Source organism: Streptomyces sp. RPT161, from assembly GCF_027533845.1.
GTDB classification, from domain to species: domain Bacteria; phylum Actinomycetota; class Actinomycetes; order Streptomycetales; family Streptomycetaceae; genus Streptantibioticus_A; species Streptantibioticus_A silvisoli_A.
Map to the genome: position 1 here is coordinate 354,947 of NZ_JAPZVN010000002.1, position 23,183 is coordinate 378,129.

Genomic DNA, 23,183 nt, shown 5'->3' on the forward strand with positions numbered 1-23,183 from the left:
GAGATGGCGAAGTTCGTCGTAGAGGCGGACGGCGGGTCCCGGGGCAACCCGGGGCCCGCGGGCTACGGCGCGGTCGTCATCGACGCGGCCACCGGCGAGACGCTCGCCGAGCGTGCCGAGTACCTGGGCACCGCCACCAACAACGTCGCCGAGTACAAGGGCCTGATCGCCGGGCTGCGCGCCGCACGGGAGTTGGACCCGGAGGCGACGGTTCATGTGCGGATGGACTCCAAGCTCGTCGTCGAGCAGATGACGGGCCGCTGGAAGGTCAAGCACCCCGACATGCGGCCGCTCGCCGCGGAGGCGCAGACGATCTTCCCGCCCGGCCGGGTGACGTACGAGTGGATCCCCCGTTCCCGCAACAAGCAGGCGGACCGGCTCGCCAACGAGGCGATGGACGCGGGCAAGGCGGGCAGGCAGTGGGAGCCCAAGCCCTCGGCCGTGGGCACGCCCCCGTTGGACGGCGAGCGGACCGCCGAGGCCGCCGCCGCGGTCCCGCCGCCGGTCGGCTGGGCCGCGGACCTCGGCTCGCCCACCACGTTCGTCCTGCTACGGCACGGGGAGACGCCGCTCACGCCCGAGAAGCGGTTCTCCGGCAGTGGCGGCGCGGACCCCGAGCTGTCGGAGAAGGGCCACTGGCAGGCGCGGCGCTGCGCCGAGGTGCTGGCGGCACGAGGCAGCGTCCAGGCCGTCGTCAGCTCACCGCTGACCCGCTGCAGGCAGACCGCCGAGACGGTGGCGGCCCGGCTCGGACTCGACGTACGGGTCGAAGAGGGCCTGCGCGAAGCGGACTTCGGGGCGTGGGAGGGACTGACCTTCGCCGAGGTCCAGGAGCGCTACCCGGACGACCTCAACGCCTGGTTGGCGTCCGCGAAGGCCCAACCGACCGGTGGCGGCGAGAGTTTCGCGACGGTGGCCCGCAGGGTGGCGGTCACCCGCGACCGGCTGATCGCCCGCTACGCGGGCCGTACGGTGCTGCTGGTCACGCATGTCACGCCGGTCAAGTCCCTGGTGCGGCTGGCGCTGGGCGCCCCGCCCGAGTCGCTGTTCCGGATGGAGATCTCGGCGGCCTCGCTGTCAGCGGTGGCGTACTACTCGGACGGCAACGCCTCACTGCGCCTGCTCAACGACACGGGGCATCTGCGCGGTTAGGCGAGCAAGCCCCCGACGCCACCGGGGAGTCGGGGGCCGAAGCCCGCGGCCTGCCGGGCCAGCCGTTCGACGCGGCCCCAGTCCTTCGCGCGAAGGGCATCCTGCGGCAGCATCCAACTCCCGCCCACACAGCCCACATTGGGCAGTGCCAGATAGCGGGGGGCGCGCTCGGCGTCGATGCCTCCCGTCGGGCAGAAGCGTGCCCCGGGGAACGGCGATGCCAGTGACCTCAGATAGGCCGTGCCCCCGGCCGCCTCCGCGGGGAAGAACTTCATCTCCGTCACCCCGCGCTCCAGCAGCGCCACCACCTCCGACGTGGTGGACACCCCCGGCAGGTACGGCACCCCGGAGTCGCGCATCGCGGTCAGCAGCCGGTCGGTCCAGCCCGGGCTGACCAGGAAGCGTGCCCCGGCCGCCACCGCGGCCCCGACGTGCCCCGGGGTGAGCAGCGTCCCCGCGCCGACCGTGGCCCGCGGCACCTCGGCGGCGATGCGCCGGATGGCCCCCAGCGCGGCGGGCGTGCGCAGCGTGATCTCGATCGCCGACAGCCCGCCCGCCACCAGCGCGCGGGCCAGCGGTACCGCGTCGTCACCGTCCTCCAGGACCACGACCGGGATGACGGGGGCCAGGTCAAGCACGGATTCCATGGCCGTCATCGTGCGGGCTGACTACGCAGAGCGCAACGATCGTTGCGGAGAATGCAACAGGTTCGCGCGGGGACGGGCTCCCGGCACTTCGCTCCACTGAAACGCGATATAGCGCTTGACGTCTGTCGCGATAGCCATAATATGAATAGTGCGACTGTGAATACAGCGCGTCTCCCATGCCGCGACCCCGAAGGACCCGCCATGCCCACCTCGCCCCCGCGCGTCATCGTCATCGGAGCCGGATTCGGCGGGCTGTGCCTCGCGCACGGCCTGAAGCGGGCCGGAATCGCCGTGGACGTCTACGAGCGCGACCGCACCCGCGCCGACGGCCTGCACGGCTACCGCGTCGGCATCGACCCCGACGGCGCCCGCGCGCTCAAGGCCAGCCTGCCGCCCGACCTGTTCGACACCTTCGCCGCCACCTGCGCCCGTCCGCCGCGCCGCCTCACGATGGTCAGCGAGAAGCTGCGCACCACCCTGGACATCCCGTTCGACCCCGGCAGCGATCCGGCCGAAAGCGAGCACTCAGTAAGCCGCATGACCCTGCGTCAGGTACTGCTGACCGGACTTGAGGACACCGTGCACTTCGACAAGGCCTTCACCCACTACCAGCAGCACGACGACGGCACGGTCACCGCCCACTTCGCGGACGGCGGTTCGGCGACGGGCGACCTGCTGGTGGCCGCCGACGGCGCCAACTCCCGTGTGCGCAGGCAGTATCTGCCGCACGCCCAGGTGCTGGACTCCGGCATCATCGGCCTGACCGCCAAGGTGCCGCTCACCGACGCGACGCGCGACCTCCTCCCGGAGCACGTCCGGATGGGCGTCGGCCTGGTCATGGCGCCCAGGGGCTTCGGCGGAATCCTGCACACCATGGAGTTCAAGTGGGACCGCGACGGCACCCTCAAACACGACGTCGGCGGCAACGACGCCGAGTTGATCTCCCGCTGGCCCGGCCTGCTCTACGACAACACCCGCGACTACATCAACTGGGCCATCTGGGCGGCCAAGGGCAAGTTCCCCGCGGACGTGCTGACCCGGCGCGGCCGGGACGTGGCCGACCTCGCGCTACGGCTCACCCCCGGCTGGCACCCCAACCTGCGGCGGCTGATGGACCTTTCCGACGACTCCTCCGCGTTCGCCATCAACATCCGCACCTCGGTCCCCGTCGCCCCCTGGCGGCCCAGCCCGGTCACGCTGCTCGGTGACGCCATCCACACCATGACCCCCGGCCAGGGCGTCGGTGCCAACACCGCGCTGCGCGACGCCGTACTGCTGTGCCGCAAGCTCACCGCCCACCGCGACGGTCAACTGCCGCTGCTGGAGGCCGTCGGCGAGTACGAGACGCGGATGCGCGACTACGGGTACCGGGCGGTGCTCGCCTCCCGGGAACGGATGAACGCCGAAGCCCTCATCCACAAGCCGTACATCGGCCGTGCGGCGCTCGGGCTGCAGCGGACCATGCTGCGCACGGTGAACCACACACCGCCGCTGAAGCGGAAGTTCACGGCACAGATGGCGGGCACCCGGGGGAGCGGCCGCGAGGAGTGAGGCCGCTACGGCGGGCGCGCCCGTTGCCGCATACGATGCGCACCAGGCGCCGCCCGCCACCGCCGTGCACGACGAGAGAAGCCCCCCGATGCCCTCCGAACCCCGCCGCTCACCGCTGGCCATGGCCGTACTGCTGCTGCTCGGCATCGAGCCGCTGCACCCGTACGGGCTGCGGCAGCGCATCCACGAGTGGGACAAGGACCGGGTGGTCAACGTCAGCCAGCGCAACTCCGTCTACCAGACCGTCGACCGGCTGGAGCGCGCCGGACTGATCACCGCGGTGGAGACCGCCCAGCAGGACAACCGCCCGGACAAGACCCTCTACCGCACCACCGAGGAGGGCGACGCGGTCGCCCGGCGCTGGCTGCTGGACCTGCTGGCCGAACCCGTGGACGAGTACCCCGCCTTCCCCGCGGCCCTGGCGTTCCTCGGCGCGCTGCCCCGGCAGACCGCGCTGGAGGCGTTGCGGGAGCGCGCCGAGACGCTGCGGCGGACCATCGAGCGCGAGGACGCCGAGGTCGAGGCGGGGATCGCGGCACTGCCCGGCGGGCTGGACCGCATCAACGTGGTCGAGTACGACTACCTGCGGACCATGCGGGCCGCGGAGCTGGCCTGGCTGCGGGACCTGATCGACGAACTCACACCTCGGTGACCAGCACGTCCAGCCTGTCCGGCGCCGGGGTCTCCACGGTGAACCCCAAGTCCCTCAGCGCCACGGCGAGTTCGGCCGGGTCGCGGGGCGTCGCGCCGTCGGTCAGCAGCGCCCGTACCAGCCGCCCCTTGGTGGCCTTGTTGAAGTGGCTCACCACACTGCGCTTCTCCACCCCGTCCACGGTGCGCACCTGGAGCACCCGGACCGTCGCCGTCCGCCTGGCCAGCTCGCCCTTCGGCTTCCACGCGGTGGCGTACGCGGCGGAGCGCAGGTCCAGCACCAGCCCGTCGCCCGCCACCTGCGGCAGCGCCTCGGCCATGGGCGCACGCCAGTAGCCGCCCAGCGCGCCGAGCCCAGGCAGCTTGACCCCCATGGAACAGCGGTACGAAGGGACCGGGTCGTCGATGCGCAGCGCGCCCCACAGCCCGGAGAAGACCAGCAGCGTGTCGCGCGCCCGGCGGGCGGCGCCCGCGTCCAGGGTGGACAGCCCCAGCGCGTCGTAGAGCACCCCGGTGTACAACTCCCCGGCGGGCATCGTCGGCGCGGACCGCAGCCCGGCGTTCTTGGCCACCTCGCCGCGCAGTTTCGCGCCGAGGCCCAGCACGTCCAGCGCCTTCTCCGGGTCCCCGGAGCAGAGCCCGACCAGCTCGTCCAGCACCGTGCGCCGGGCCTCGGTCAGCCCCGGCAGCGACAGCGACCCCAGCTCCAGCGCGGCCCCGGAGCCCTGCTGGGACTTCCCCTCGGACGGCGGCAGCAGGACGAGCACGGCACATCTCCCTCGTACGTCACGACGTCACACCCTGGAGCAGCATAGGCGGCTCTGGTCGGCACCTCGTCCGGCCTCCACTACGATGTAGGTACGGCAGACGAGCCGAGCGGGCGGTCGCGTCGGAACCCCTGGTTCCGCCGAGGAACGTCCGGGCTCCACAGGGCAAGGTGGTGGGTAACGCCCACCCGGGGTGACCCGCGGGACAGTGCCACAGAAAACAGACCGCCGGGCGCCGAAAGGCACCCGGTAAGGGTGAAACGGTGGTGTAAGAGACCACCAGCGTCCAGGGTGACCTGGACGGCTAGGTAAACCCCACCTGGAGCAAGGTCAAGAAGGGGCCGTCGCGAGACGGCCCTGCGCGGATGTTCGAGGGCGGCCCGCCCGAGTCCGCGGGTAGACCGCACGAGGTCAGCGGCAACGCTGACCCTAGATGGATGACCGCCACCCGGCGGGCCGCGAGGCCCCCGGGCACAGAACCCGGCGTACAGCTCGGCTCGTCTGCCGCTCCTCGTCGGGCTGGTCGGGAGGCTGAACACCAGTGGCCGTTGAGTTCGGCCTCGCCGTGCCGATGGGGCCGCTCATCACCCAGTCCCGGTGCGGCTGATGACCGCTCAGGACCCGAATGCGTTCCTGTTCCACCGGTCCGCTCCGTAGCCGGGCTTCGAGCGCGGCGAAGACGGCCGGGGCGGCACCGCTGATCCCGACGGCCGTCTCGCCTCACGTGGGCGGACCGCACGCTATCCGTGCTGTTCCCGCAGTTCCTGTTCGCCCTCCGCCGGGCCGGCGCCGCGCTCCTCCCGGGCCGCCCACGGGGGCGGGGTGCGATCGGCCTCGGCCATCAGCTGGTCGAAGGTCTTGGCTTCGGTTCCCGGTATTCGGGCTTTGTCCCCGGTGCGCATCCTGTCGTTCCTCCATGGGCGTGAAGCGGAAGGCCGCTCCAAACATGCACCGCCCCACCATCCGGCGCTCGTTTGAGTGCTCCGAACGGGGGATCCCGGCGGGCGTCACCCCCGCCCGATGTACGGCATGGTGGTGGCCATCACCGTCGCGAACTGCACGTTCGCCGCCAGGGGCAGGGAGGCCATGTGCAGCACGGTGCGCGCGACGTCGGCCGCGTCCATCACCGGCTCGGCCAGCACGCTGCCGTTGGCCTGCTCGATGCCGGTGGCCATCCGGGCGGTCATCTCGGTGGCCGCGTTGCCGATGTCGATCTGCCCGCAGGCGATCCGGTAGGGGCGGCCGTCCAGGGACAGCGACCGGGTCAGGCCCGTGATGGCGTGCTTGGTGGCGGTGTACGCGATGCTCTTGGGGCGGGGTACGTGGGCCGAGATCGAGCCGTTGTTGATGATCCGTCCGCCCTGCGGCCGCTGGTGGCGCATCGTGCGGAAGGCGGCCTGGGCGCACAGGAACGCGCCGTTGAGGTTGACGTCGACCACCTCGCGCCACCGCTCGTACGGCAGCTCGTCCACCGGGATCGGCGGGGTGCCGCTCCCGGCGTTGTTGAACAGCAGGCCCAGCGGGCCGAACCGCTCCCGTACGGCCTCGAACAGCGCGTCCACCTGCTCGGGGACCGTCACGTCCGTCGGGAGCACCGCCAGCGGCGCGCCCTCGTCCGCCAGTCGCGCCGTCTCCCGCAGTGCCTCCTCGCGGCGTCCCGCCAGCGCCACCGACCAGCCCGCCCCGGCCAGCGCCAGCGCCACCGCACGGCCGATGCCGGACCCGGCGCCGGTCACCACGGCAACCTTCTGGATTTCGCTCATGCCCCCGCAGGGTAGGGGGTGGGACGATCGACCACGCACCCCTGCCCGTCACACATCCCAAACGGAGGGAGCAGGCCGAATGCCGACCGCCGACCCGCTGTCGCACAAGGAGATCGAGGACCAGCTCGCGGAACTGCCCGGTTGGGAGGCGGCGCCGGACGACTCCCGGATCACGCGGACGTACCATCTCGCGCATCTGCCCGCCGCGATCTTCGCCGTGCACATCGCCCGTATCCAGGAGGAGTTGAACCACCACTCGGATCTGACACTGGGCTACAACACGCTCGCGGTGTCGATCGCCACTCATGAGGCGGGTGGACGGATCACCGCAAAGGACTTCGAACTGGCCCGCCGCATCGCCCGGATCGCGCCGGAGCACGGGGCGGAGTGACCGGAGTAACCAACGTCACGGGTTGAACCGGAATCCCGGGCGGCCGACCGGTGTTGCAACCACCCATGGACCCCAGGATGACGGAGCCCGGCGCGGCCGGGGACATGGAGCGTGACACCCCGCCCGACTCTCGAATACCGCGAAATGCCGGGCATTTCGCCTCGCCCGGGCGTGCTGAGGTCCTGACCGGCAATGCCGAGGCATCGCCCGGACACTCCGCGTCCCCCCGGGCCCAGCGCCGCACCGGCCTCCTCGTCACCCTCGTCCTCGGCGGCCTCACCGCGCTGCCCCCGCTGTCGATGGACATGTACCTGCCGTCGCTGCCCGCGGTCACCACCGCGTTGCGCAGTCCGGCGGCGACGGTCCAGCTCACGCTCACCGCGTGCCTGCTCGGCATGGCTCTGGGCCAGCTGGCCGTCGGACCGATGAGCGACAAGTGGGGGCGGCGGCGCCCGCTGCTCATCGGCATGGTGGTGTACGTGCTCGCCACCGCGGTCTGCGCCTTCGCGCCGAACGTTGAACTCCTCGTGGGCTTCAGGCTGTTGCAGGGGCTCGCCGGCGCCGCGGGCATCGTCATCGCCCGCGCCGTGGTGCGCGACCTGTACGACGGCGTGGCGATGGCGCGGTTCTTCTCCACCCTGATGCTGGTCTCCGGCGTCGCCCCGATCATCGCCCCCTTGATCGGCGGCCAGATCCTGCGCTTCACCGACTGGCGCGGGGTCTTCGTCGTGCTCACCGCCGTCGGCACGCTGCTCACCGTGCTGGTGCTGCGCCAGCTTCCCGAGACGCTGCCCGCCGAGCGGCGGCACGACGGCGGGCTGGGGCAGGCGCTGCGCACCATGCGCGGGCTGCTCGGTGACCGGGTGTTCACCGGCTACCTGCTGGCGGGCAGCTTCGCCTTCGCCGCGCTGTTCGCGTACATCTCCGCTTCGTCGTTCGTCATCCAGGACATCTACGGCGCCTCGCCGCAGACGTTCAGCCTGCTGTTCGGGCTGAACTCCGTCGGCCTGGTGGGGGTCGGCCAGTTCAACGGCAAGGTACTGGTCGGCCGGGTGCCGCTGGACCGGGCGCTGGGCGTGGGGCTCGCGGTGATCGTCGTGGCGGCGGTGGGGCTGCTGCTGATGACCTGCGGGGTCTTCGGCCCGGTGGGGCTGGTGCCGGTGGCGGTCGCGCTGTTCGTGCTGATGTCCGCGATGGGGCTGGCGATGCCGAACACCAACGCCCAGGCACTGATGCGCACCCCGAACGCCGCGGGCTCGGCGTCCGCGCTGCTGGGTACCGGCCAGTTCCTCATCGGCGCGGTCGCCTCGCCGCTGGTCGGGATCGCGGGCGGGCACACGGCGGTGCCCATGGCGCTGGTCCAGGTGAGTTGCGCGGTGCTGGCGATCGGCTGCTTCCTGGCGCTGTGCCGCCCCTGGCGCGGGGCCGCGGCTACTGTCGCGGAGTGACCGAAGACGACGCGTCCGCCGGGCTGCTACGACAGCTGCGGGCGGCCACCGAGCCGGCGCCGGTGCACCCCTGGTGCGCGGGCGCCGTGGTGCTCGCGGGGTGCGGCCGGGACGTCGTGCTCCACGAGGCGGTCGGCTGGGCGCTGCGCTACTCCGGGTACGACGCACAGGCCGACCGGGGCGTGGAACTGCCGCGCGAGCGGTGGATCCCGATGCGCCGGGACACCGTCTTCGATCTGGCGTCGCTCACCAAGCCGTTCACCGCGATCGCGGCGCTCCAGGCGATCGAGCGCGGCACCATCGCGCTGGACGGGCAACTGGGCGCCTACGTGCCGCGGTTGACCGCCGCCGCGGACCACCGGATCACCGTACGGCAGCTGCTCACCCACACCTCGGGACTCCGTGCCGAACTGCCGCTGTACGAGTACCGCGGCCCCGAGCGGCGGTTGGCGCGGCTGGCCGAGGAGGAGCCGCTCACCGAGCCGGGCAGCACGTACCGCTACTCCGACCTCAACCCGCTGCTGCTGCAACACGTGCTGGAGCGCACCACCGGCCGCTCGCTGGCGCGGCTGGTACGGGACGGGATCACCCGGCCGCTGGGCATGACCTCGACCCGCTACTGCCCGCCGCCGTCCTGGCGGCCACGGATCGCCGCCACCGAGGACCAGCGCCGCCCGTGGGGGAGGCTGGATCGCGGGCTGGTGCACGGTGTGGTGCACGACGAGAACGCGTACGCGATGGGCGGGGTCGCCGGTCACGCCGGACTGTTCTCCACCGCCGCCGACCTCGGCGCGCTGTGCCGTGCGCTGCTGGACGGCGGCGCGGGCGTCCTCGCCCCGGCGTCGGTGCGGCTGATGCTGACGGACGCGGGGATCCCAGGGCGATCGCAGGGGCTGGGGTTCGAGCTGGGACAGCCGTGGTTCATGGGGGAGTTGGCCGGGCCGCGTACCGCGGGGCACACCGGGTTCACCGGTACCAGCCTGGTGGTCGACTTCGACTCGGGCCGCTATGTGGTGCTGCTCGCCAACGCCGTCCACCCGGTCAGGACCTGGCGCCAGGGCAACGCGCCACGGGCTGATGCCGCGACGTGGCTGGCCCGATATGGACACGGCTCACCCCGGTCAAGAGTTGGCAACGATTGTCATAATGTCACTCAAGGGCTTGGTGGTGAAAATCGTTTCCAGTAATCTGGGGGCCAGCCCAGTGTTGAGGAGCGTTCCGCGTCATGACCCCTGCGATATCCCGTCCCGCCCGACTCGCCCGTATCGCCGCCGGCGGTCTAGTGGTCGCGGCCCTCGCCGCGACCAGTGCCTGCGCCACTTCCTCACCGAAGTCCAGCGGCGGCGGCGCCAGCGGCAACGCGTCGGGCGGCAAGGTGATCAACGTCGTGGCGGCGGAGAACTTCTGGGGCAGCATCGCCACCCAGCTCGGCGGCAGCCACGTCAAGGTGACCAGCATCATCACCAACCCGGCCACCGACCCGCACGACTACGAGCCGACCGCCGCCGACGCCCGTACCGTCAGCGGCGCCCAGTACGCGATCGTCAACGGCATCGGCTACGACTCCTGGGCCGACAAGCTGCTCGCCTCCAACCCCGGCACCGGCCGCACCGAACTCAAGGTCGGCGACCTGGTCGGCATCAAGCCCGGCGGCAACCCGCACCGCTGGTACTCGCCGGACAACGTCCACCAGGTCATCGAGAAGATCACCGCCGACTACAAGAAGATCGACCCGGCCAACGCCGCCTACTTCGACCAGCAGAAGAACGACTTCGAGAACAAGTCCCTGGGCGAGTACAGCCAGTTGATCTCGCAGATCAAGTCCAAGTACGCGGGCACCCCGATCGGCGCCTCCGAGTCCATCGTCACCCCGCTCGCCGAGGGCCTCGGGCTGAAGATGCTCACCCCCGAGTCCTTCCTCGACGCGATCAGCGAGGGCACCGACCCCACCGCGCAGGACAAGGCCACCATCGACCAGCAGATCAAGAACAAGCAGATCAAGGTCTACGTCTACAACAGCCAGAACTCCACGCCTGACATCCAGGCCCAGGTCAACGCGGCCAAGGCGGCCGGGATACCGGTCACCACCGTCACAGAGACGCTCGACCCCGCGGGTGACACCTTCCAGCAGTGGCAGGTCGGGGAGTTGAAGGGCATCGAGCAGGCGCTGGCCAAGGCAACCGGTAAGTGAGGGTGAGTGAGATGACGGCGGTGACCTCCGGCATACCCGCGCAGACCCGTGCCGAGCCCACCACGGGGCCCGTGCTGCAGTTGCGTGACGCGGGCGTGCGGGTCGGCGGACGGACCCTGTGGTCAGGTGTCCAACTGTCCATCGGAGCAGGTGAGTTCACCGCCGTCCTCGGCCCCAACGGGGTCGGCAAGTCCACCCTGATCAAGGCCGTGCTCGGCCTGCAGCCGCTCGCCGAGGGCGAGATACGGGTGCTCGGCCAGGCGCCCGGCCAGGCCGGACGCCGGGTCGGCTACCTGCCGCAGCGTCGCAACTTCGACGCCTCACTGCGCATCCGGGGCACCGACATCGTGGGCCTGGGACTGGACGGCGACCGCTGGGGCGTGCCGCTGCCGGTGCCGGAACGATTCAGCCCGCGGCGGCGCGCTGCCCGCGCCCGGATCGAAGAGGTCATCGAGCTCGTCGGAGCCACGAAGTACGCGCACCGGCCCATCGGCCAGTGCTCCGGTGGTGAACAGCAGCGGCTGCTGATCGCCCAGGCGCTGTGCCGCAGGCCGGAGATCCTGCTGCTGGACGAGCCGCTGGACAGTCTCGACCTGCCCAACCAGGCGGCCGTGGCGGCCCTGATCGGCCGGATCTGCAGCGTGGAGGGCGTCTCGGTGATCATGGTGGCGCATGACGTCAACCCGATCCTGAGCTACCTCGACCGGGTCGTCTACCTCGCCGAGGGCGGCGCTGCCACCGGCACCCCGCAGGAGGTCATCACCTCCGAGACGCTGACCCGGCTGTACGGCACGCCGGTCGAGGTGCTGCGCACCTCCGACGGACGGCTGGTGGTGGTCGGCCAGCCCGAGGCACCCGCGCGCCACAGCGACCGGCATGAGCCGACGGCCCCTGCGGAGTCGACGGGGGAGGGGTCGGGCCGTGCCGCTGGCTGACGCGGTGACCACTTCCTGGTCATGGAACCTGCTCACCGACTTCCAGGTGATGTGGTCCTACCCGTTCATGGTCAACGCCTTCCGGGCCGGGGCCGTCATCGCCGTGCTCGCCGCCGCCGTCGGCTGGTTCGTGGTGCTGCGCAGGCAGACCTTCGCCGCGCACACCCTCTCGGTGGTCGGCTTCCCGGGTGCGTCCGGGGCGGTACTGGTCGGAGTCGCCGCCGGATACGGCTACTTCGCGTTCTGCGTGGGCGCCGCCGTCCTCATCGCGATGCTGCCCGGCTCGGGGAAGGGCCGGGGCGAGGAGTCGGCGCTCACCGGGACCATCCAGGCGTTCCTTCTCGCCTGCGGATTCCTCTTCGTCGCCCTGTACAAGGGATTCCTCAACGGGGTGAACTCGCTGCTGTTCGGCAGCTTCCTGGGCATCACCAGCAGCCAGGTGCTGCTGCTCACCGCGGTCGCGGCGGTCGTGCTGTGCGTACTGGCCGTCATCGGGCGGCCGTTGCTGTTCGCCTCCGTGGACGAGTCGGTGGCCGCGGCGCGCGGACTGCCGGTACGTGCGCTGTCCACCGTCTTCCTGGTGCTGCTCGGCGCGGCCACCGCCGAGGCCAGCCAGATCACCGGCTCGCTGCTGGTCTTCGCGCTGCTGGTGCTGCCCGCCGCGACCGCCCAGGTGCTCACGCCCCGCCCCGGGTTGAGCCTGGTGCTGGCCATGTTCATCGGTCTGGCGGTGACCTGGCTCGGGCTGGCCGTGGCGTACTTCTCGCCGTACCCGGTCGGCTTCTACGTCACGACCTTCGCCTTCGGCGGTTACGTACTGGCCCGGCTGGTGGCCGTCGCCCGGCAGGCGTCGCTGGTGCGGCGCGGCCCGCTGTTGAGGAGTGCCGCATGAGCGCCTTCGCGCACCCCTTCTTCCTGCACGCCCTGCTGGCCGGTACGGCGATCGCCGCCGCGGCCGGTCTCGCCGGGTACTTCCTGGTACTGCGGGCCCAGGTGTTCACCGGGGACGCGCTCAGCCACACGGCGTTCACCGGTGCGCTGGCGGCACTGGCGATCGGCTGGGACCTGCGGATCGGACTGTTCGCCACCACCATCGGGGTGGCGGTGCTGCTTGGGTTCCTCGGGCGCCGGGGACGGTCGGACGACGTGGCCATCGGCGGTGTCTTCTCGTGGATCCTCGGGCTCGGGGTCTTCTTCCTGACGCTCTACACCACGACCCGGTCGACGGCCAACGGCGGGGCCGGGGTGAGCGTGCTGTTCGGGTCGATCTTCGGGTTGTCCGCGTCGTCCGCGTGGACGGCGGTGGGGGTGGCCGCGGTGCTGTGCGTGGCGTTGCTGGCCGTCGCACGGCCGTTGCTGTTCGCCTCGGTCGACGAGTCGGTGGCCGCCGCGCGCGGGGTGCCGGTGCGGGCGCTTTCGCTGGTCTTCCTCGCCCTTGTCGGGGCGTGTGCGGCGGAGGCCACGCAGGCGGTGGGCTCGCTGCTGCTGCTCGGGCTGCTGGCGGCTCCGGCGGGGGCCGCGCAGCGGCTCACGGACTCGCCGTACCGGGCGCTGGGACTTTCCGCCGCGCTGGCGGTGGCGGAGATGTGGGCGGGGCTCGCGGTCGGGTACGCGGTACCCAACGTCCCGCCCAGCTTCGGCGTCATCGCCGCCGGGGCGCTGGTCTACGGGCTGACGTTCGTACGGCTGCCCCGACCGACCCGCGCGCTGCCGGTGGGCTGAGACGGCGCTGCTGTTTGGGGTTCGCCCGCCCGCCCACCCGTTTGCCGTCGGCCTTCGCTTGCCGTTGCGCACGGGCGGTGCGCGGTGCGCTCTCCGCTGCGCTGCGGGTGTTTTTGTACCCACCCCACCCGCCCTTCTCGCAGCTACCGGCGCGCCCCCGACCCACGACCAACCGTGCGCAACGGCAGTCAAAGGCCGAGGGCAATCGGGTGGGCGGGTGGGTAGAAAAGACCCGCAGCGCAGCCACGCACCGCACCCCAAGCCCGCCGTGCGCAACGGCACGCAAAGGCCGACGGCGATCGGGCGGGTGGGCGGGGCACCGCCCGTGCCCGACCGGGCCAACCGGAACATAGGGTGGGGGCGTGAACGCCCCCGTCCCCGTACCCGCTGCGACCGAGAACGACCTGCGCGCCGCCCTGCGTGACCGCCTGCACGCGGTGCCCAGCGACGCCCCGCGCCAGACCGCCGCGGCCGTCGAGCGGCTGATCGCCCACTACCGTGGCCGTACGCCCACCGACAGCCCGGTACTGCGGGACCGGGCCGACGTCGCCGCGTACGCCGCGTACCGGATGCCCGCCACGTTCGAGGCGGTGCGGTCGGCGCTCGCCGCCTTCCGCGCACGGGCGGGCGAGTGGTCGCCGAAGACCCATGTCGACATCGGCGGCGGCACCGGCGCCGCCACCTGGGCCGTGGCCGACGCCTGGCCGGCGGCCGGGCACTCCACGACCGTCCTGGACTGGGCCCAGCCAGCCCTGGACCTCGGGCGCGCCCTGGCCGCCGAGGCCCCGCACCCGTCCCTGTGCCAGGCGCAGTGGCACCGCCAGCCGATCGGCGGCGCCCTCACGCTCCCGCCCAGCGACCTGGTCACCATCAGCTACGTGCTCGGCGAACTCACCGAGTCCGACCGGGAGTCGGTGGTCGCCACGGCCGCCCGCGCCGCCCGCGCCGTGCTCGTGGTGGAACCCGGCACCCCCGACGGCTACCGCCGGATCCTCCGCGCCCGCCAGCAACTCGTCGACGAGGGGCTGGGCGTCGTCGCACCCTGCCCGCACAACGGAGAGTGCCCGGTGCAGGACCCCGACTGGTGCCACTTCGCCGCCCGGGTCAACCGCTCCTCGCTGCACCGCCAGGTCAAGGGCGGCTCCCTGCCGTACGAGGACGAGAAGTTCAGCTACGTCGCCGCGATGCGCGACCCCGTGCTCCCGGCGGCCAGCCGGGTGGTGCGCCATCCGCAGATCCGCAAGGGCCAGGTCCTGCTGGACCTGTGCACCCGCGACGAGGGGCTGCGCCGTACCACGGTCTCCAAGCGGCACGGCGACCTCTACCGCGCCGCCCGGGACGCGGAGTGGGGCGACGCCTGGCCGCCGCTAGCGGCCGAGGACTGACATCGCCGCGTTGTGACCGGGTATCCCGCTCACGCCCCCGCCGCGCACCGCGCCCGCGCCGCACAGCAGGACGTTGCGGTGCGCGGTCTCCACACCCCAACGGCCTGTCTCCGGTGTGGCGTACGGCCAGGACAGGTCGCGGTGGAAGATGTGCCCGCCCGGAAGCGCGACCTCCCGTTCCAGGTCGAGCGGTGACTTGGCCTCGATGCACGGTTGTCCCTCGGCGTCCAGCGCCAGGCACTCCTCGATCGGCTCGGCGAGCACCGCGTCCAACTGCGCCAGCGTGGCCTTGAGTAGCGCCTCCTTGGTTCCGGTGGGGTCGGAGGCGAACAGCCGCCCGGGGGCCAGCAGTCCGAACAGGGTGAGCGTGTGCCAGCCGCGGGCGGCCAGTTCGGGGGAGAGGATGGACGGGTCGGTCAGCGAGTGGCAGTAGATCTCCGAGGGCGGCGCGGTGGGCAGCGCGCCACCGGCCGTCTGCCGGTACGCGTCCGCCAGGTTGCGGTAGCCCTCGGCGATGTGGAACGTGCCGGAGAACGCCGCACGGGGGTCAACCGCCGTGTCCCGCAACCGCGGTAGTCGCCGCAGCAGCATGTTGACCTTGAGCTGCGACCCCTCCGGCTTCGCCGGAGCCGGCTCGTCCAGCAGTTCGGCGAGCGCGTGTGGGGAGACCGCGGCCAGTACGTGCCGGGTCTCCACCTGCCCTGTGGCGAAGCGGACTTCGGCCCGGGTGCCGTCGGTGGTGATGCCGGTCGCCGTACAGCCGGTGACGATCTCGGCCCCGGCCGCGCGGGCCGCGTCGGCGAGCGCGTCGGTCAACGCGCCCATGCCGCCCACCGGAACGTTCCAGTCCCCGGTGCCGCCGCCGATCACGTGGTACAGGAAACAGCGGTTCTGCACCAGCGACGGATCGTGGGCGTGGCTGTACGTGCCGATCAGGGCGTCGGTGAGGACGACACCGCGTACCAGGTCGTCGGTGAAGGCCGACTCCACGGTCTCGCCCAGCGGGCGCTCGAACAGCGCCTGCCATGCGTCCGGTTCGTCCACCGCCCGGGCCAACTCGGCGCGCGACGGCAGCGGTTCGGTGAGCGTCGGGAAGACACGCTCGGCGACCCGGCTCGTCATTCCGTAGAACCGCTGCCACGCCGCGAAGTCGCGGTCGGATCCGGTGAGTTGGACGAAGCCCTCCCGGGTGGCCGCCGGATCGCCGCCGTCCACCAGCAGTCCGCCACCGCGCCGGTCCGGGGTGTACGAGGAGATCCGCCGCCGCCGTACCGTGAACCGCAGCCCCAGATCCCTGACGATCTTCTGGGGCAGCAGGCTGACCAGGTAGGAGTAGCGGGACAGCCGTGCCTCCACGCCCGGATAGGCCCGGGCGGACACGGCCGCCCCGCCGGTCACCGGCAGTCGCTCCAGCACCAGCACCGAGCGCCCGGCGCGCGCCAGGTACGCGGCGGCGGTCAGCCCGTTGTGGCCGCCGCCGACGATGACCGCGTCGTAGCAGGGGTGGTCCGGCACTCCGCTCATCCGCGCGGCTCCCTTGTTCGGGTCTCGACCGTTCAGCCTCTCGACCCGAACGTACCTCCGCTCAGCAGCGCAGTTCCATGGTCGCGCACTTCACGCTGCCGCCCGCCTTGTGCAGTTCGGACACATCGACGCCGATGGGCTCGAAGCCGCGGTCGCGCAGCGGTTGGAACAGGCCGGTGGCGGCGAGCGGCAGCAGCACATGGCGTCCGTCGCTGACCGCGTTGAGGCCCAGCGCCGCCGCGTCCTCCTCGGTGGCGATCAGCGCGTCCGGGAACAGCCGGGCCAGCACCGCCTGGCTGCCGGGGGAGAACGCCTCCGGGTAGTACATGATCTCGTCGCCGTCCAGCACGCCCAGCGCGGTGTCCAGGTGGTAGTAGCGCGGGTCCACCAGTTCCAGGCCGATCACCGGGCGGCCGAAGAACTCCTGCACCTCGGCCCTGACCTGCGGGCTGCTGCGGAATCCGGCGCCCGCCAGGATCCATGACGCGGTGGCGGTGAAGTCGCCCTCGCCCTCGTTGATGTGCTCGGGTTCGTGGATCTCGGTGAAGCCCTGATCCCGGAACCAGGCGAGGTGTGCGGGCGCTTCGCCTCTTCGTTCGGCGTTGGCGAACTTGGCGCCGAACACCCGACCGTCGATGACCGTGGCACCGTTGGCGGCGAACACCATGTCCGGCAGGCCGGGCACCGGTTCGAGCACCTCGACCCGGTGGCCCAGTGACAGATAGCGGTCCCGCAGGTCCTCCCACTGGAAGAGGGCGATCGCGGGGTCCACCGGCTTGTCCGGATCCATCCATGGATTGATGGAGTAGCTGACCCGGTAGTGGTTCGGTGGGCACATCAGATAACGCCGGGGCGTGGCGACACGTTCTGGGCGCAAGGCGGGCTCCTCGCCGTTGAGGCTCCGATGGGCGCTCGGCTGGGCCCCGGGGCGGCCCCCGGGAAACGCAGCCGCGCACAAATGGTCCACCCGGAGGGCGCGAAAAACACCGATCCGTTCGGGTGGTTCTTTTCGCGCCCCCGTGCGCAATTGCCTTACCCGCGCGCCGGGTTACCCGGCGAAGGTCAAGGCGAGGTCCGCGAAGACCGCGCTGTTCAGGGTGAACGCGTGTCTGCACTCGTCGACCACCCGGTGCCGCTCCGGCTCGTCCACCGGCAGCGCGTCGAGTAGTTCGCGGTACTCCCGCTTGAAGGCGGCGGGGTTGCCGATGCCCTCGAAGACGTAGAACCGCACGCCGTCGCCCTTGCGTTGGAAGCCCCAGGTGCGTTCCGCGATGCCCCGGATGACCTGGCCGCCGGACAGGTCGCCGAGGTAGCGGGTGTAGTGGTGGGCGACGTAGCCCGCGGGCCAGGCCGCGGCGACCTCGGCGACGCGGTCGCAGTACGCGGCCGTGGCGGGCAGCGGCGAGGCCGCGGTGCGCCAGTCGGCTCCGCGCAGATGCTCCAGGTCCCGTTCGAGTTCGGCCACCCGCAGCAACTCGGGGCGTATGAACGGGCCGGCGACCGGGTCGGCGGCCAGCCGGTCGGCCGTCTGCTCCAACGCGCGGTAGACGAACCACAGTTGCTCGGTGTAGCGGACGTACGCCTCCACGCCCAGCCGCCCGCCGAGCAGGTCGGCCATGAACGCGGACTCCTCGGCCTCGGTGTGCTGGGCGTGTGTCGCGGAGCGGATGAGATCGGAGAAGCGGGCGAACTGGGTGGCGGTCACACGGGCCTCCATCGGCTACGGCGCGGCTGCGGCGCGCTGGCGGCGCCGCGAGGACGGCGCCCACCGCACGACTTGCCGACATGCTGTCGGGAAAGGCTATACCCGCCCGTGATCCATTCGGAATCGCTCATCCGGGGGACCTGAGAGGATTCGGCCATTTACCGCGCCGCGACCGCACGTCCGTCACACCACGCACATCGCCCCCGCTGACGCCACCCCGCGTTCACGCGGCCGACGCGCAGGGAGCAGGATGGACAGTGCATCCGGCGAAACACCCACCGACGAGAGGGGTTCTATGGAACGCAGGGGCAGGATGTCCGAGTGGCTGCGCCGCCGCCCACGCTCCACGGGCGACAGGCCCCGTGCCTCCGCCCGCGCCGCCACCCCGGACCGGGACGCGCTCCTCCTCGGTGCCGCAGCGGCGTCGTTCCCGGTGGCACCGGCCGCCCACCCGTCCGGCTTCAGCTGTTCCTGCGACCGGATCGGCTGTCCCACGCCGGGCATGCACCCGGTCTCGTTCGCCTGGCAGACCCAGGCCACCACCGACCCCGAGCAGATCACCCGCTGGCTGGCCGCCCAGCCGCTGGCCAACTTCATCACCGCCACCGGCGCCAACCACGACGTACTGGACGTACCCGCCGCCGCGGGCGGGATCGCGCTGCGCCGACTGGACGCGGAGGGTGTGCCGGCCGGCCCGGTGGCGCGCTACGGCGCCGACCGGATGCTGTTCTTCACCGCCACCCGGGCCCCGGCGGACGAGGACGAGTGGTGGCCGTGCGAGCTCGACTGCCATCCGGAGACCCTCGACGAGCACCCCGGGCTGCGCTGGCACTGCCGCGGCAGCTATGTGCTGCTGCCGCCGTCCCGGCTGCCGGACGGCTCGGTGGTGGACTGGGTCCGCCCGCCGGACCTGCCGCTGCCGGACCCGCTGCCGCTGCTCGCGGTGCTGACCGACGCGTGCGCCCAGGTCGCCACCGAGGCGCGGCCGGAGGCGGCCGGCGGCTGGCTCTCGGGCGGCCGGTAGGCGCCGTCCGTGCGCCCCGCCGAGGCGGCGTCCTAGGCGCCGCTGGCCGAAACCAGCCCCTCGATGCGGTTGAGGAAGACCACCTTCGCGCCCGCATCCGACCGCGCGGGCACCTTCACGACCTGCTCCGCCACCTTGTACAGCGTCACCGACCTGTTCGGGGTGCCGGTCAGCAGCGCGTTAACGTTCGGATCCTTGATCACCACCGGCCCCTTGGCCACCGTCTGCTTCATCTCGTGACGCGTGGTGAAGAACACCAGTGCTCCGCCGTCCCGCAGCCGCAGGGCCACCGGGGCGTACTGCACCGGGTCCGCGGGCTCGTCCGCGAACTGTGTCACCACCTGAGAGGTCGGCGCGTACTGGGTGCGGCGCTGGGCGCGCAGCCCGGAGGTCTGGCTGCCCTGGGCGAACGCCGTGGAGCCCTTGTCGCCCTGCTGGAGGTACGCGGTGTACCGGGCGCCCAACTCGCCCGGCTGGACCAGCAGGTCGGTTCCGCCGACCGGCACCGGCACCGCGTAGCCCTGGCCGTCGGTGGCGAAGTCCGGCAACTGGCCGGGCGCCAGCACCGACAGGTACGACGCCCGCCAGGCGTCCTTCACGCTGTCCCGGGTGAAGACCAGCAACCAGCGGTCGCGGTCCCGGCTGTTGGCGGTGTCCGCGACGAACCACTTCGGCCAGCCGCGCTCCCGTGGGATCAGGAAGCGGGTGTCACTGAACCGCAGCGGCTGGTAACCGGGGTTCCCCGAGGGGCTGTTGACGTGCCGGGCCTTGATCCCGGCACCGTCGATGGCGCCCAACGCGCCCGTCTCCACCTGGGCGTTCAGCGACGGGTCCAGCTTGCTGTCGGCGTCGTTGACCACCTGGGCGAAGTGGTCGAGGGCGGCCGGGGCGTCGGCCTTGCCGACCGCCGGGACGACCGCGTCCGCGCCGTGCACGGTGACGCAGCCCGTCGCCGTGCACGCCAGTAGGGCCAGCGCCGCCAGGCTGGACAGCCTGCGGCGCGGCCGTATGGGCAGCGGGGCACGCGCGGTCATGGCGGACGGCTCCTTAGTGTGTTCGCGATCGGCCGCAAACACTACCGGGACCGCCCCGCGCCCCGGCCGTCGGAGGCGGTACGGCGCCCACACCCTGCTGCCGCGGCTACGGCAGCGTCAACACCTCGGCGCCGGTGTCGGTCACCACCAGCGTGTGCTCGAACTGGGCGGTGCGCTTGCGGTCCTTGGTGACCACCGTCCAGCCGTCCTCCCAGATGTCGTAGTCGTACGTGCCCAGGGTGAGCATCGGCTCGATCGTGAAGGTCATGCCGGGCTGGATCACGGTGGTCGCCCGCGGGTCGTCGTAGTGCGGGATGATCAGCCCGGAGTGGAACGAGGAGTTGATCCCGTGACCGGTGAAGTCCCGCACCACGCCGTAGCCGAAGCGCTTGGCGTACGACTCGATGACCCGGCCGATGATGTTGATCTGGCGGCCCGGCCTGACCGCCTTGATCGCCCGGTTCAGCGACTCCCGGGTGCGCTCCACCAGCAGCCGTGACTCCTCGTCGACCTCGCCGCACAGGTAGGTGGCGTTGGTGTCACCGTGCACCCCGTGGATGTAGGCGGTCACGTCGAGGTTGACGATGTCGCCGTCGCGCAGTTCCGTGGAGTCCGGGATGCCGTGGCAGATGACCTCGTTGAGCGAGGTGCAGATGGACTTGGGGAAGCCGCGGTAGCCCAGGTCCGACGGATAGGCCTGGTGGTCGCACATGTACTCGTGCGCGATCCGGTCGAGTTCGTCGGTGGTGGTCCCGGGCTTGATCGCCTTGGCGGCCTCCGCCATCGCCTGGGCGGCGATGCGGGAGGCGACCCGCATCTTCTCGATCGTCTCGGTGTCCTGCACCTCCGGTCCGGTGTACGGCGTGGGCGCGGGCTTGCCCACGTACTCCGGGCGCGGGATCGACGCGGGCACTCGGCGGGTCGGCGAAAGCGTGCCGGGAACGAGAAGCGACTGGCCAGACATGCCAGTGAGTGTATCGGCGCCGCACAATCGAAGCTGCGGCCGCACGGTATCTCCGCCGAGGGGTGGCGATGGGCGGCCGGGGGGAACGATTGGCGGACAGGGAAACACCAGGGGCCCGGGGGTTGGCCCCGGCAGAACGCGGTAGGAGTGCGGCATGGCTCTGTTCAGACGCAAGAAGGCGACCGGCAAACCGGGCGAGTGGTACTACTGCCTCAGGGACCACAAGGTCGAGGAGGGGCCGGAATGTCCCGCGCTGGAACGGCTCGGCCCGTACCCGACCGCGGCCGAGGCCGCGCGGGCCATCGACATCGCGGAGGAGCGCAACGAGGAGTGGGAGCAGGACCCGCGCTGGAACGACCAGGGCGGCTCCGCACCCCGCGGCACCGGCAGCTGAGCCACGCCGCCGCGCGCGACCCGGCCCCCGTACCGCCGCGGTGCCGGGTCGGCTGGCAGGATCGCCGGTATGACTACTGATGCGAACACCCCTGACAGCGGCGCCGCCGCGGCGAAGCCCGCGGCCAAGGACCCCTGGGACCTGCCGGACGTCTCCGGTCTGGTCGTGGGCGTGCTGGGCGGCACCGGCGACCAGGGGCGCGGTCTCGCGTACCGGCTGGCGAAGGCCGGGCAGCAGGTGATCGTCGGTTCCCGCAGCACCGAGCGGGCGCGCACCGCCGCCGAGGAGCTGGGCCTGGGCGTACGCGGTCTGGACAACGCGGAGTGCGCGCGGGCCAGTGACGTCGTGATCATCGCGGTGCCGTGGGAAGGGCACGCCAAGACGCTGGAGGCGCTGCGCGAGGAGTTGGCGGGCAAGCTGGTCGTCGACTGCGTCAACCCGCTGGGCTTCGACAAGAAGGGCGCGTACGCGCTGAAGCCGGAGGAGGGCAGCGCCGCCGAGCAGGCCGCCGCGCTGCTGCCCGACTCGCGGGTCACCGCCGCCTTCCACCACCTGTCCGCGGTGCTGCTCCAGGACCCGGCCGTGGAGCGGATCGACACCGACGTGATGGTGCTGGGCGACAGCCGCGCGGACACCGACGTCGTGCAGGCGCTTGCGGCGCGGATCCCGGGCATGCGCGGGGTGTTCGCCGGGCGGTTGCGCAACGCCCACCAGGTGGAGTCCCTGGTGGCCAACCTGATCTCGGTGAACCGCCGGTACAAGGCGCACGCGGGACTGCGCGTCACCGACGTCTAGCCGACGTCGCGGCGCGGGGGGCATGGGTCAGAATGGGGTGAGTCGTCACCGGCCGTTGACCCGAGGAGCCCCGCCCATGCCCCGCCTCGCGCTGTTCGCCATCGCCGTCTGCGTGCTCGCCGTAGCCGCCGCCGTCGTCTCCTTCGTGCAGGGCAGCTTCCTGGGCGTCGTCTGGGTGCTGATGGCGGGCGTCTCCAGCAACATGGCGTGGTTCTACCTGCGCAGGGCGAAGGCCGCCCGGGCCGCCGCGGAGCCGGTCAGCCAGTAGGGGAGCCCTTCCAGAACTGGAAGAGGCGGTAGCCGTACGCCGAGTACACGTCCGGGATGTGGAAGGCGCGCATGATCGCGTCGATGACGTCCCAGAACACGGTGTTGATCTCGGGGATCCACAGGCAGCCGAAGACCGCGATCAGCCCGAACGGGGCGTACGGCTCGACCTGGCGGCGCACCTTGTACGACAGCCACGGCTCGATGACGCCGTAGCCGTCCAGCCCCGGCACCGGCAGGAAGTTGAGGATCGCCGCGGTCAGCTGGAGCATCGCCAGGAACGCGAACGCGGCCAGGAACGGCGTCGGCGCCCAGTCCAGCCCGCCGAGGGTGAACGGCAGCATCAGGGCGAGCGCGAAGGCGGCGTTGGTCAGCGGTCCCGCCGCCGAGATCAGGCTGTGCCTCCAGCGGCCGCTGATCCGGCCGCGCTCGATGAACACCGCGCCGCCAGGCAGCCCGATGCCGCCCAGGATGACGAAGACCACCGGCAGCACGATGCTCAGCGCCGCATGGGTGTACCGCAGCGGGTTCAGGGTCAGATAGCCCTTGGCGCCCACCGTGATGTCGCCGCCGTGCAGTGCGGAACGGGCGTGTGCGTACTCGTGCAGGCACAGCGAGACGATCCAGCCGGAGACCACGAACAGGAAGACCGCGAAGCCGGTGTTGGCCGCGAACCCGTGCCACACCGCCCACCCGGCGACGAGCATGATCGCGACCAGCCCGAGGAACACGGGTGAGACCTGTCGGTCGTGACGGGTGGTTGCGGTGGCCATGCGCGAAGCTCCATCGGGTCCGGGACGTGATCGGTTCCCGACCGTACAGGCCGATCCGGCCGCGTGTTGTGTCCGGCACCTCGGAAACGTCCGGTCATGG

Annotated in this window: 25 protein-coding genes and 1 other RNA gene; 16 read left to right on the forward strand and 10 right to left on the reverse strand. The window is 71.8% G+C overall.

Annotated features, from left to right (window positions below; all coding sequences use genetic code 11):
* The first annotated feature begins 3 nt into the window (after positions 1–3).
* Positions 4–1,152 (forward strand): bifunctional RNase H/acid phosphatase, encoded by a 1,149-nt coding sequence (locus O5O46_RS06195; protein ID WP_269854586.1) that lies wholly within the window; start codon positions 4–6, stop codon positions 1,150–1,152.
* Here the strand turns inward: O5O46_RS06195 and eda are convergent.
* Positions 1,149–1,808, reverse strand: coding sequence for a bifunctional 4-hydroxy-2-oxoglutarate aldolase/2-dehydro-3-deoxy-phosphogluconate aldolase (gene eda, locus O5O46_RS06200; protein WP_333482335.1), 660 nt, complete (start codon positions 1,806–1,808; stop codon positions 1,149–1,151). The genes O5O46_RS06195 and eda overlap by 4 nt on opposite strands.
* A 192-nt stretch (positions 1,809–2,000) precedes the next feature.
* Between eda and O5O46_RS06205 the strand changes: the two genes are divergently transcribed.
* Both O5O46_RS06205 and O5O46_RS06210 read left to right on the forward strand, forming a co-directional pair.
* Positions 2,001–3,350 (forward strand): FAD-dependent oxidoreductase, encoded by a 1,350-nt coding sequence (locus O5O46_RS06205; protein ID WP_269854215.1) that lies wholly within the window; start codon positions 2,001–2,003, stop codon positions 3,348–3,350.
* Between the two features lie 88 nt (positions 3,351–3,438).
* Entirely contained in the window at positions 3,439–4,002 is a 564-nt protein-coding gene (locus O5O46_RS06210) for a PadR family transcriptional regulator (RefSeq protein ID WP_269854216.1), read from the forward strand.
* Here the strand turns inward: O5O46_RS06210 and yaaA are convergent.
* Positions 3,989–4,768 (reverse strand): peroxide stress protein YaaA, encoded by a 780-nt coding sequence (gene yaaA / locus O5O46_RS06215; protein ID WP_269854217.1) that lies wholly within the window; start codon positions 4,766–4,768, stop codon positions 3,989–3,991. The genes O5O46_RS06210 and yaaA overlap by 14 nt on opposite strands.
* 101 nt (positions 4,769–4,869) lie before the next feature.
* Here yaaA and rnpB point away from each other — a divergent pair.
* Positions 4,870–5,272: RNase P RNA component class A (gene rnpB / locus O5O46_RS06220), an RNA gene on the forward strand.
* Between the two features lie 236 nt (positions 5,273–5,508).
* On the opposite strand, the gene O5O46_RS06225 is transcribed toward rnpB, so the two are convergent.
* Together O5O46_RS06225 and O5O46_RS06230 are read right to left on the reverse strand one after the other, a co-directional pair.
* Positions 5,509–5,670 (reverse strand): hypothetical protein, encoded by a 162-nt coding sequence (locus O5O46_RS06225; protein WP_269854218.1) that lies wholly within the window; start codon positions 5,668–5,670, stop codon positions 5,509–5,511.
* 105 nt (positions 5,671–5,775) lie between these two features.
* Positions 5,776–6,531 (reverse strand): SDR family oxidoreductase, encoded by a 756-nt coding sequence (locus tag O5O46_RS06230; protein WP_269854219.1) that lies wholly within the window; start codon positions 6,529–6,531, stop codon positions 5,776–5,778.
* A 79-nt stretch (positions 6,532–6,610) separates the two neighbouring features.
* Between O5O46_RS06230 and O5O46_RS06235 the strand changes: the two genes are divergently transcribed.
* The 8 genes from O5O46_RS06235 (at position 6,611) to O5O46_RS06270 (ending at position 14,603) form a co-directional block, all read left to right on the forward strand.
* The gene (locus tag O5O46_RS06235) at positions 6,611–6,922 is read left to right on the forward strand and encodes a 4a-hydroxytetrahydrobiopterin dehydratase (protein ID WP_269854220.1); all 312 of its coding nucleotides are present in this window, start codon (positions 6,611–6,613) and stop codon (positions 6,920–6,922) included.
* Positions 6,923–6,999: 77 nt separating this feature from the next.
* Entirely contained in the window at positions 7,000–8,370 is a 1,371-nt protein-coding gene (locus O5O46_RS06240) for a Bcr/CflA family multidrug efflux MFS transporter (protein WP_269854221.1), read from the forward strand.
* The gene (locus tag O5O46_RS06245; protein ID WP_269854222.1) at positions 8,367–9,557 is read left to right on the forward strand and encodes a serine hydrolase domain-containing protein; all 1,191 of its coding nucleotides are present in this window, start codon (positions 8,367–8,369) and stop codon (positions 9,555–9,557) included. The genes O5O46_RS06240 and O5O46_RS06245 overlap by 4 nt, the downstream gene beginning before the upstream one ends.
* Positions 9,558–9,595: 38 nt before the next feature.
* Positions 9,596–10,561, forward strand: coding sequence for a metal ABC transporter solute-binding protein, Zn/Mn family (locus O5O46_RS06250; RefSeq protein ID WP_269854223.1), 966 nt, complete (start codon positions 9,596–9,598; stop codon positions 10,559–10,561).
* 11 nt (positions 10,562–10,572) lie between these two features.
* Complete coding sequence (locus tag O5O46_RS06255) at positions 10,573–11,496, forward strand: metal ABC transporter ATP-binding protein (protein WP_333482336.1); 924 nt, start codon at positions 10,573–10,575, stop codon at positions 11,494–11,496.
* The gene (locus O5O46_RS06260; RefSeq protein WP_269854224.1) at positions 11,483–12,388 is read left to right on the forward strand and encodes a metal ABC transporter permease; all 906 of its coding nucleotides are present in this window, start codon (positions 11,483–11,485) and stop codon (positions 12,386–12,388) included. The genes O5O46_RS06255 and O5O46_RS06260 overlap by 14 nt, the downstream gene beginning before the upstream one ends.
* On the forward strand, positions 12,385–13,218 hold the full coding sequence (locus O5O46_RS06265) for a metal ABC transporter permease (RefSeq protein WP_269854225.1): 834 nt from the start codon (positions 12,385–12,387) through the stop codon (positions 13,216–13,218). The genes O5O46_RS06260 and O5O46_RS06265 overlap by 4 nt, the downstream gene beginning before the upstream one ends.
* A gap of 362 nt (positions 13,219–13,580) precedes the next feature.
* Positions 13,581–14,603: a small ribosomal subunit Rsm22 family protein gene (locus tag O5O46_RS06270; RefSeq protein ID WP_269854226.1), complete on the forward strand. Its 1,023-nt coding sequence runs from the start codon at positions 13,581–13,583 to the stop codon at positions 14,601–14,603.
* Here the strand turns inward: O5O46_RS06270 and O5O46_RS06275 are convergent.
* The 3 genes from O5O46_RS06275 to O5O46_RS06285 form a co-directional block, all read right to left on the reverse strand.
* Positions 14,586–16,127, reverse strand: coding sequence for a phytoene desaturase family protein (locus O5O46_RS06275; protein ID WP_269854227.1), 1,542 nt, complete (start codon positions 16,125–16,127; stop codon positions 14,586–14,588). The two genes, O5O46_RS06270 and O5O46_RS06275, sit on opposite strands and share 18 nt — an antisense overlap.
* A 61-nt stretch (positions 16,128–16,188) precedes the next feature.
* Complete coding sequence (gene ddaH / locus O5O46_RS06280; protein WP_333482337.1) at positions 16,189–17,004, reverse strand: dimethylargininase; 816 nt, start codon at positions 17,002–17,004, stop codon at positions 16,189–16,191.
* 171 nt (positions 17,005–17,175) lie between these two features.
* Entirely contained in the window at positions 17,176–17,844 is a 669-nt protein-coding gene (locus O5O46_RS06285; protein ID WP_269854228.1) for a biliverdin-producing heme oxygenase, read from the reverse strand.
* A 283-nt stretch (positions 17,845–18,127) separates the two neighbouring features.
* Between O5O46_RS06285 and O5O46_RS06290 the strand changes: the two genes are divergently transcribed.
* Complete coding sequence (locus O5O46_RS06290) at positions 18,128–18,856, forward strand: bifunctional DNA primase/polymerase (protein WP_269854229.1); 729 nt, start codon at positions 18,128–18,130, stop codon at positions 18,854–18,856.
* Positions 18,857–18,888: 32 nt separating this feature from the next.
* On the opposite strand, the gene O5O46_RS06295 is transcribed toward O5O46_RS06290, so the two are convergent.
* Together O5O46_RS06295 and map are read right to left on the reverse strand one after the other, a co-directional pair.
* Positions 18,889–19,890, reverse strand: coding sequence for a hypothetical protein (locus tag O5O46_RS06295; protein ID WP_269854230.1), 1,002 nt, complete (start codon positions 19,888–19,890; stop codon positions 18,889–18,891).
* Between the two features lie 106 nt (positions 19,891–19,996).
* Positions 19,997–20,854: a type I methionyl aminopeptidase gene (gene map / locus O5O46_RS06300; RefSeq protein WP_269854231.1), complete on the reverse strand. Its 858-nt coding sequence runs from the start codon at positions 20,852–20,854 to the stop codon at positions 19,997–19,999.
* A 154-nt stretch (positions 20,855–21,008) separates the two neighbouring features.
* Between map and O5O46_RS06305 the strand changes: the two genes are divergently transcribed.
* From O5O46_RS06305 to O5O46_RS06315, 3 genes are all read left to right on the forward strand, one after another.
* Positions 21,009–21,248 (forward strand): hypothetical protein, encoded by a 240-nt coding sequence (locus O5O46_RS06305; protein WP_269854232.1) that lies wholly within the window; start codon positions 21,009–21,011, stop codon positions 21,246–21,248.
* Between the two features lie 69 nt (positions 21,249–21,317).
* Positions 21,318–22,043: an NADPH-dependent F420 reductase gene (gene npdG, locus O5O46_RS06310; RefSeq protein ID WP_269854233.1), complete on the forward strand. Its 726-nt coding sequence runs from the start codon at positions 21,318–21,320 to the stop codon at positions 22,041–22,043.
* Between the two features lie 76 nt (positions 22,044–22,119).
* Positions 22,120–22,311, forward strand: a complete 192-nt coding sequence (locus O5O46_RS06315; RefSeq protein WP_269854234.1) for a hypothetical protein — start codon at positions 22,120–22,122, stop codon at positions 22,309–22,311.
* On the opposite strand, the gene O5O46_RS06320 is transcribed toward O5O46_RS06315, so the two are convergent.
* Positions 22,301–23,083 carry a site-2 protease family protein gene (locus O5O46_RS06320; protein ID WP_269854235.1) on the reverse strand — a complete coding sequence of 261 codons (783 nt, stop codon included), beginning with the start codon at positions 23,081–23,083 and terminating at the stop codon, positions 22,301–22,303. The genes O5O46_RS06315 and O5O46_RS06320 overlap by 11 nt on opposite strands.
* Positions 23,084–23,183 lie beyond the last annotated feature (100 nt).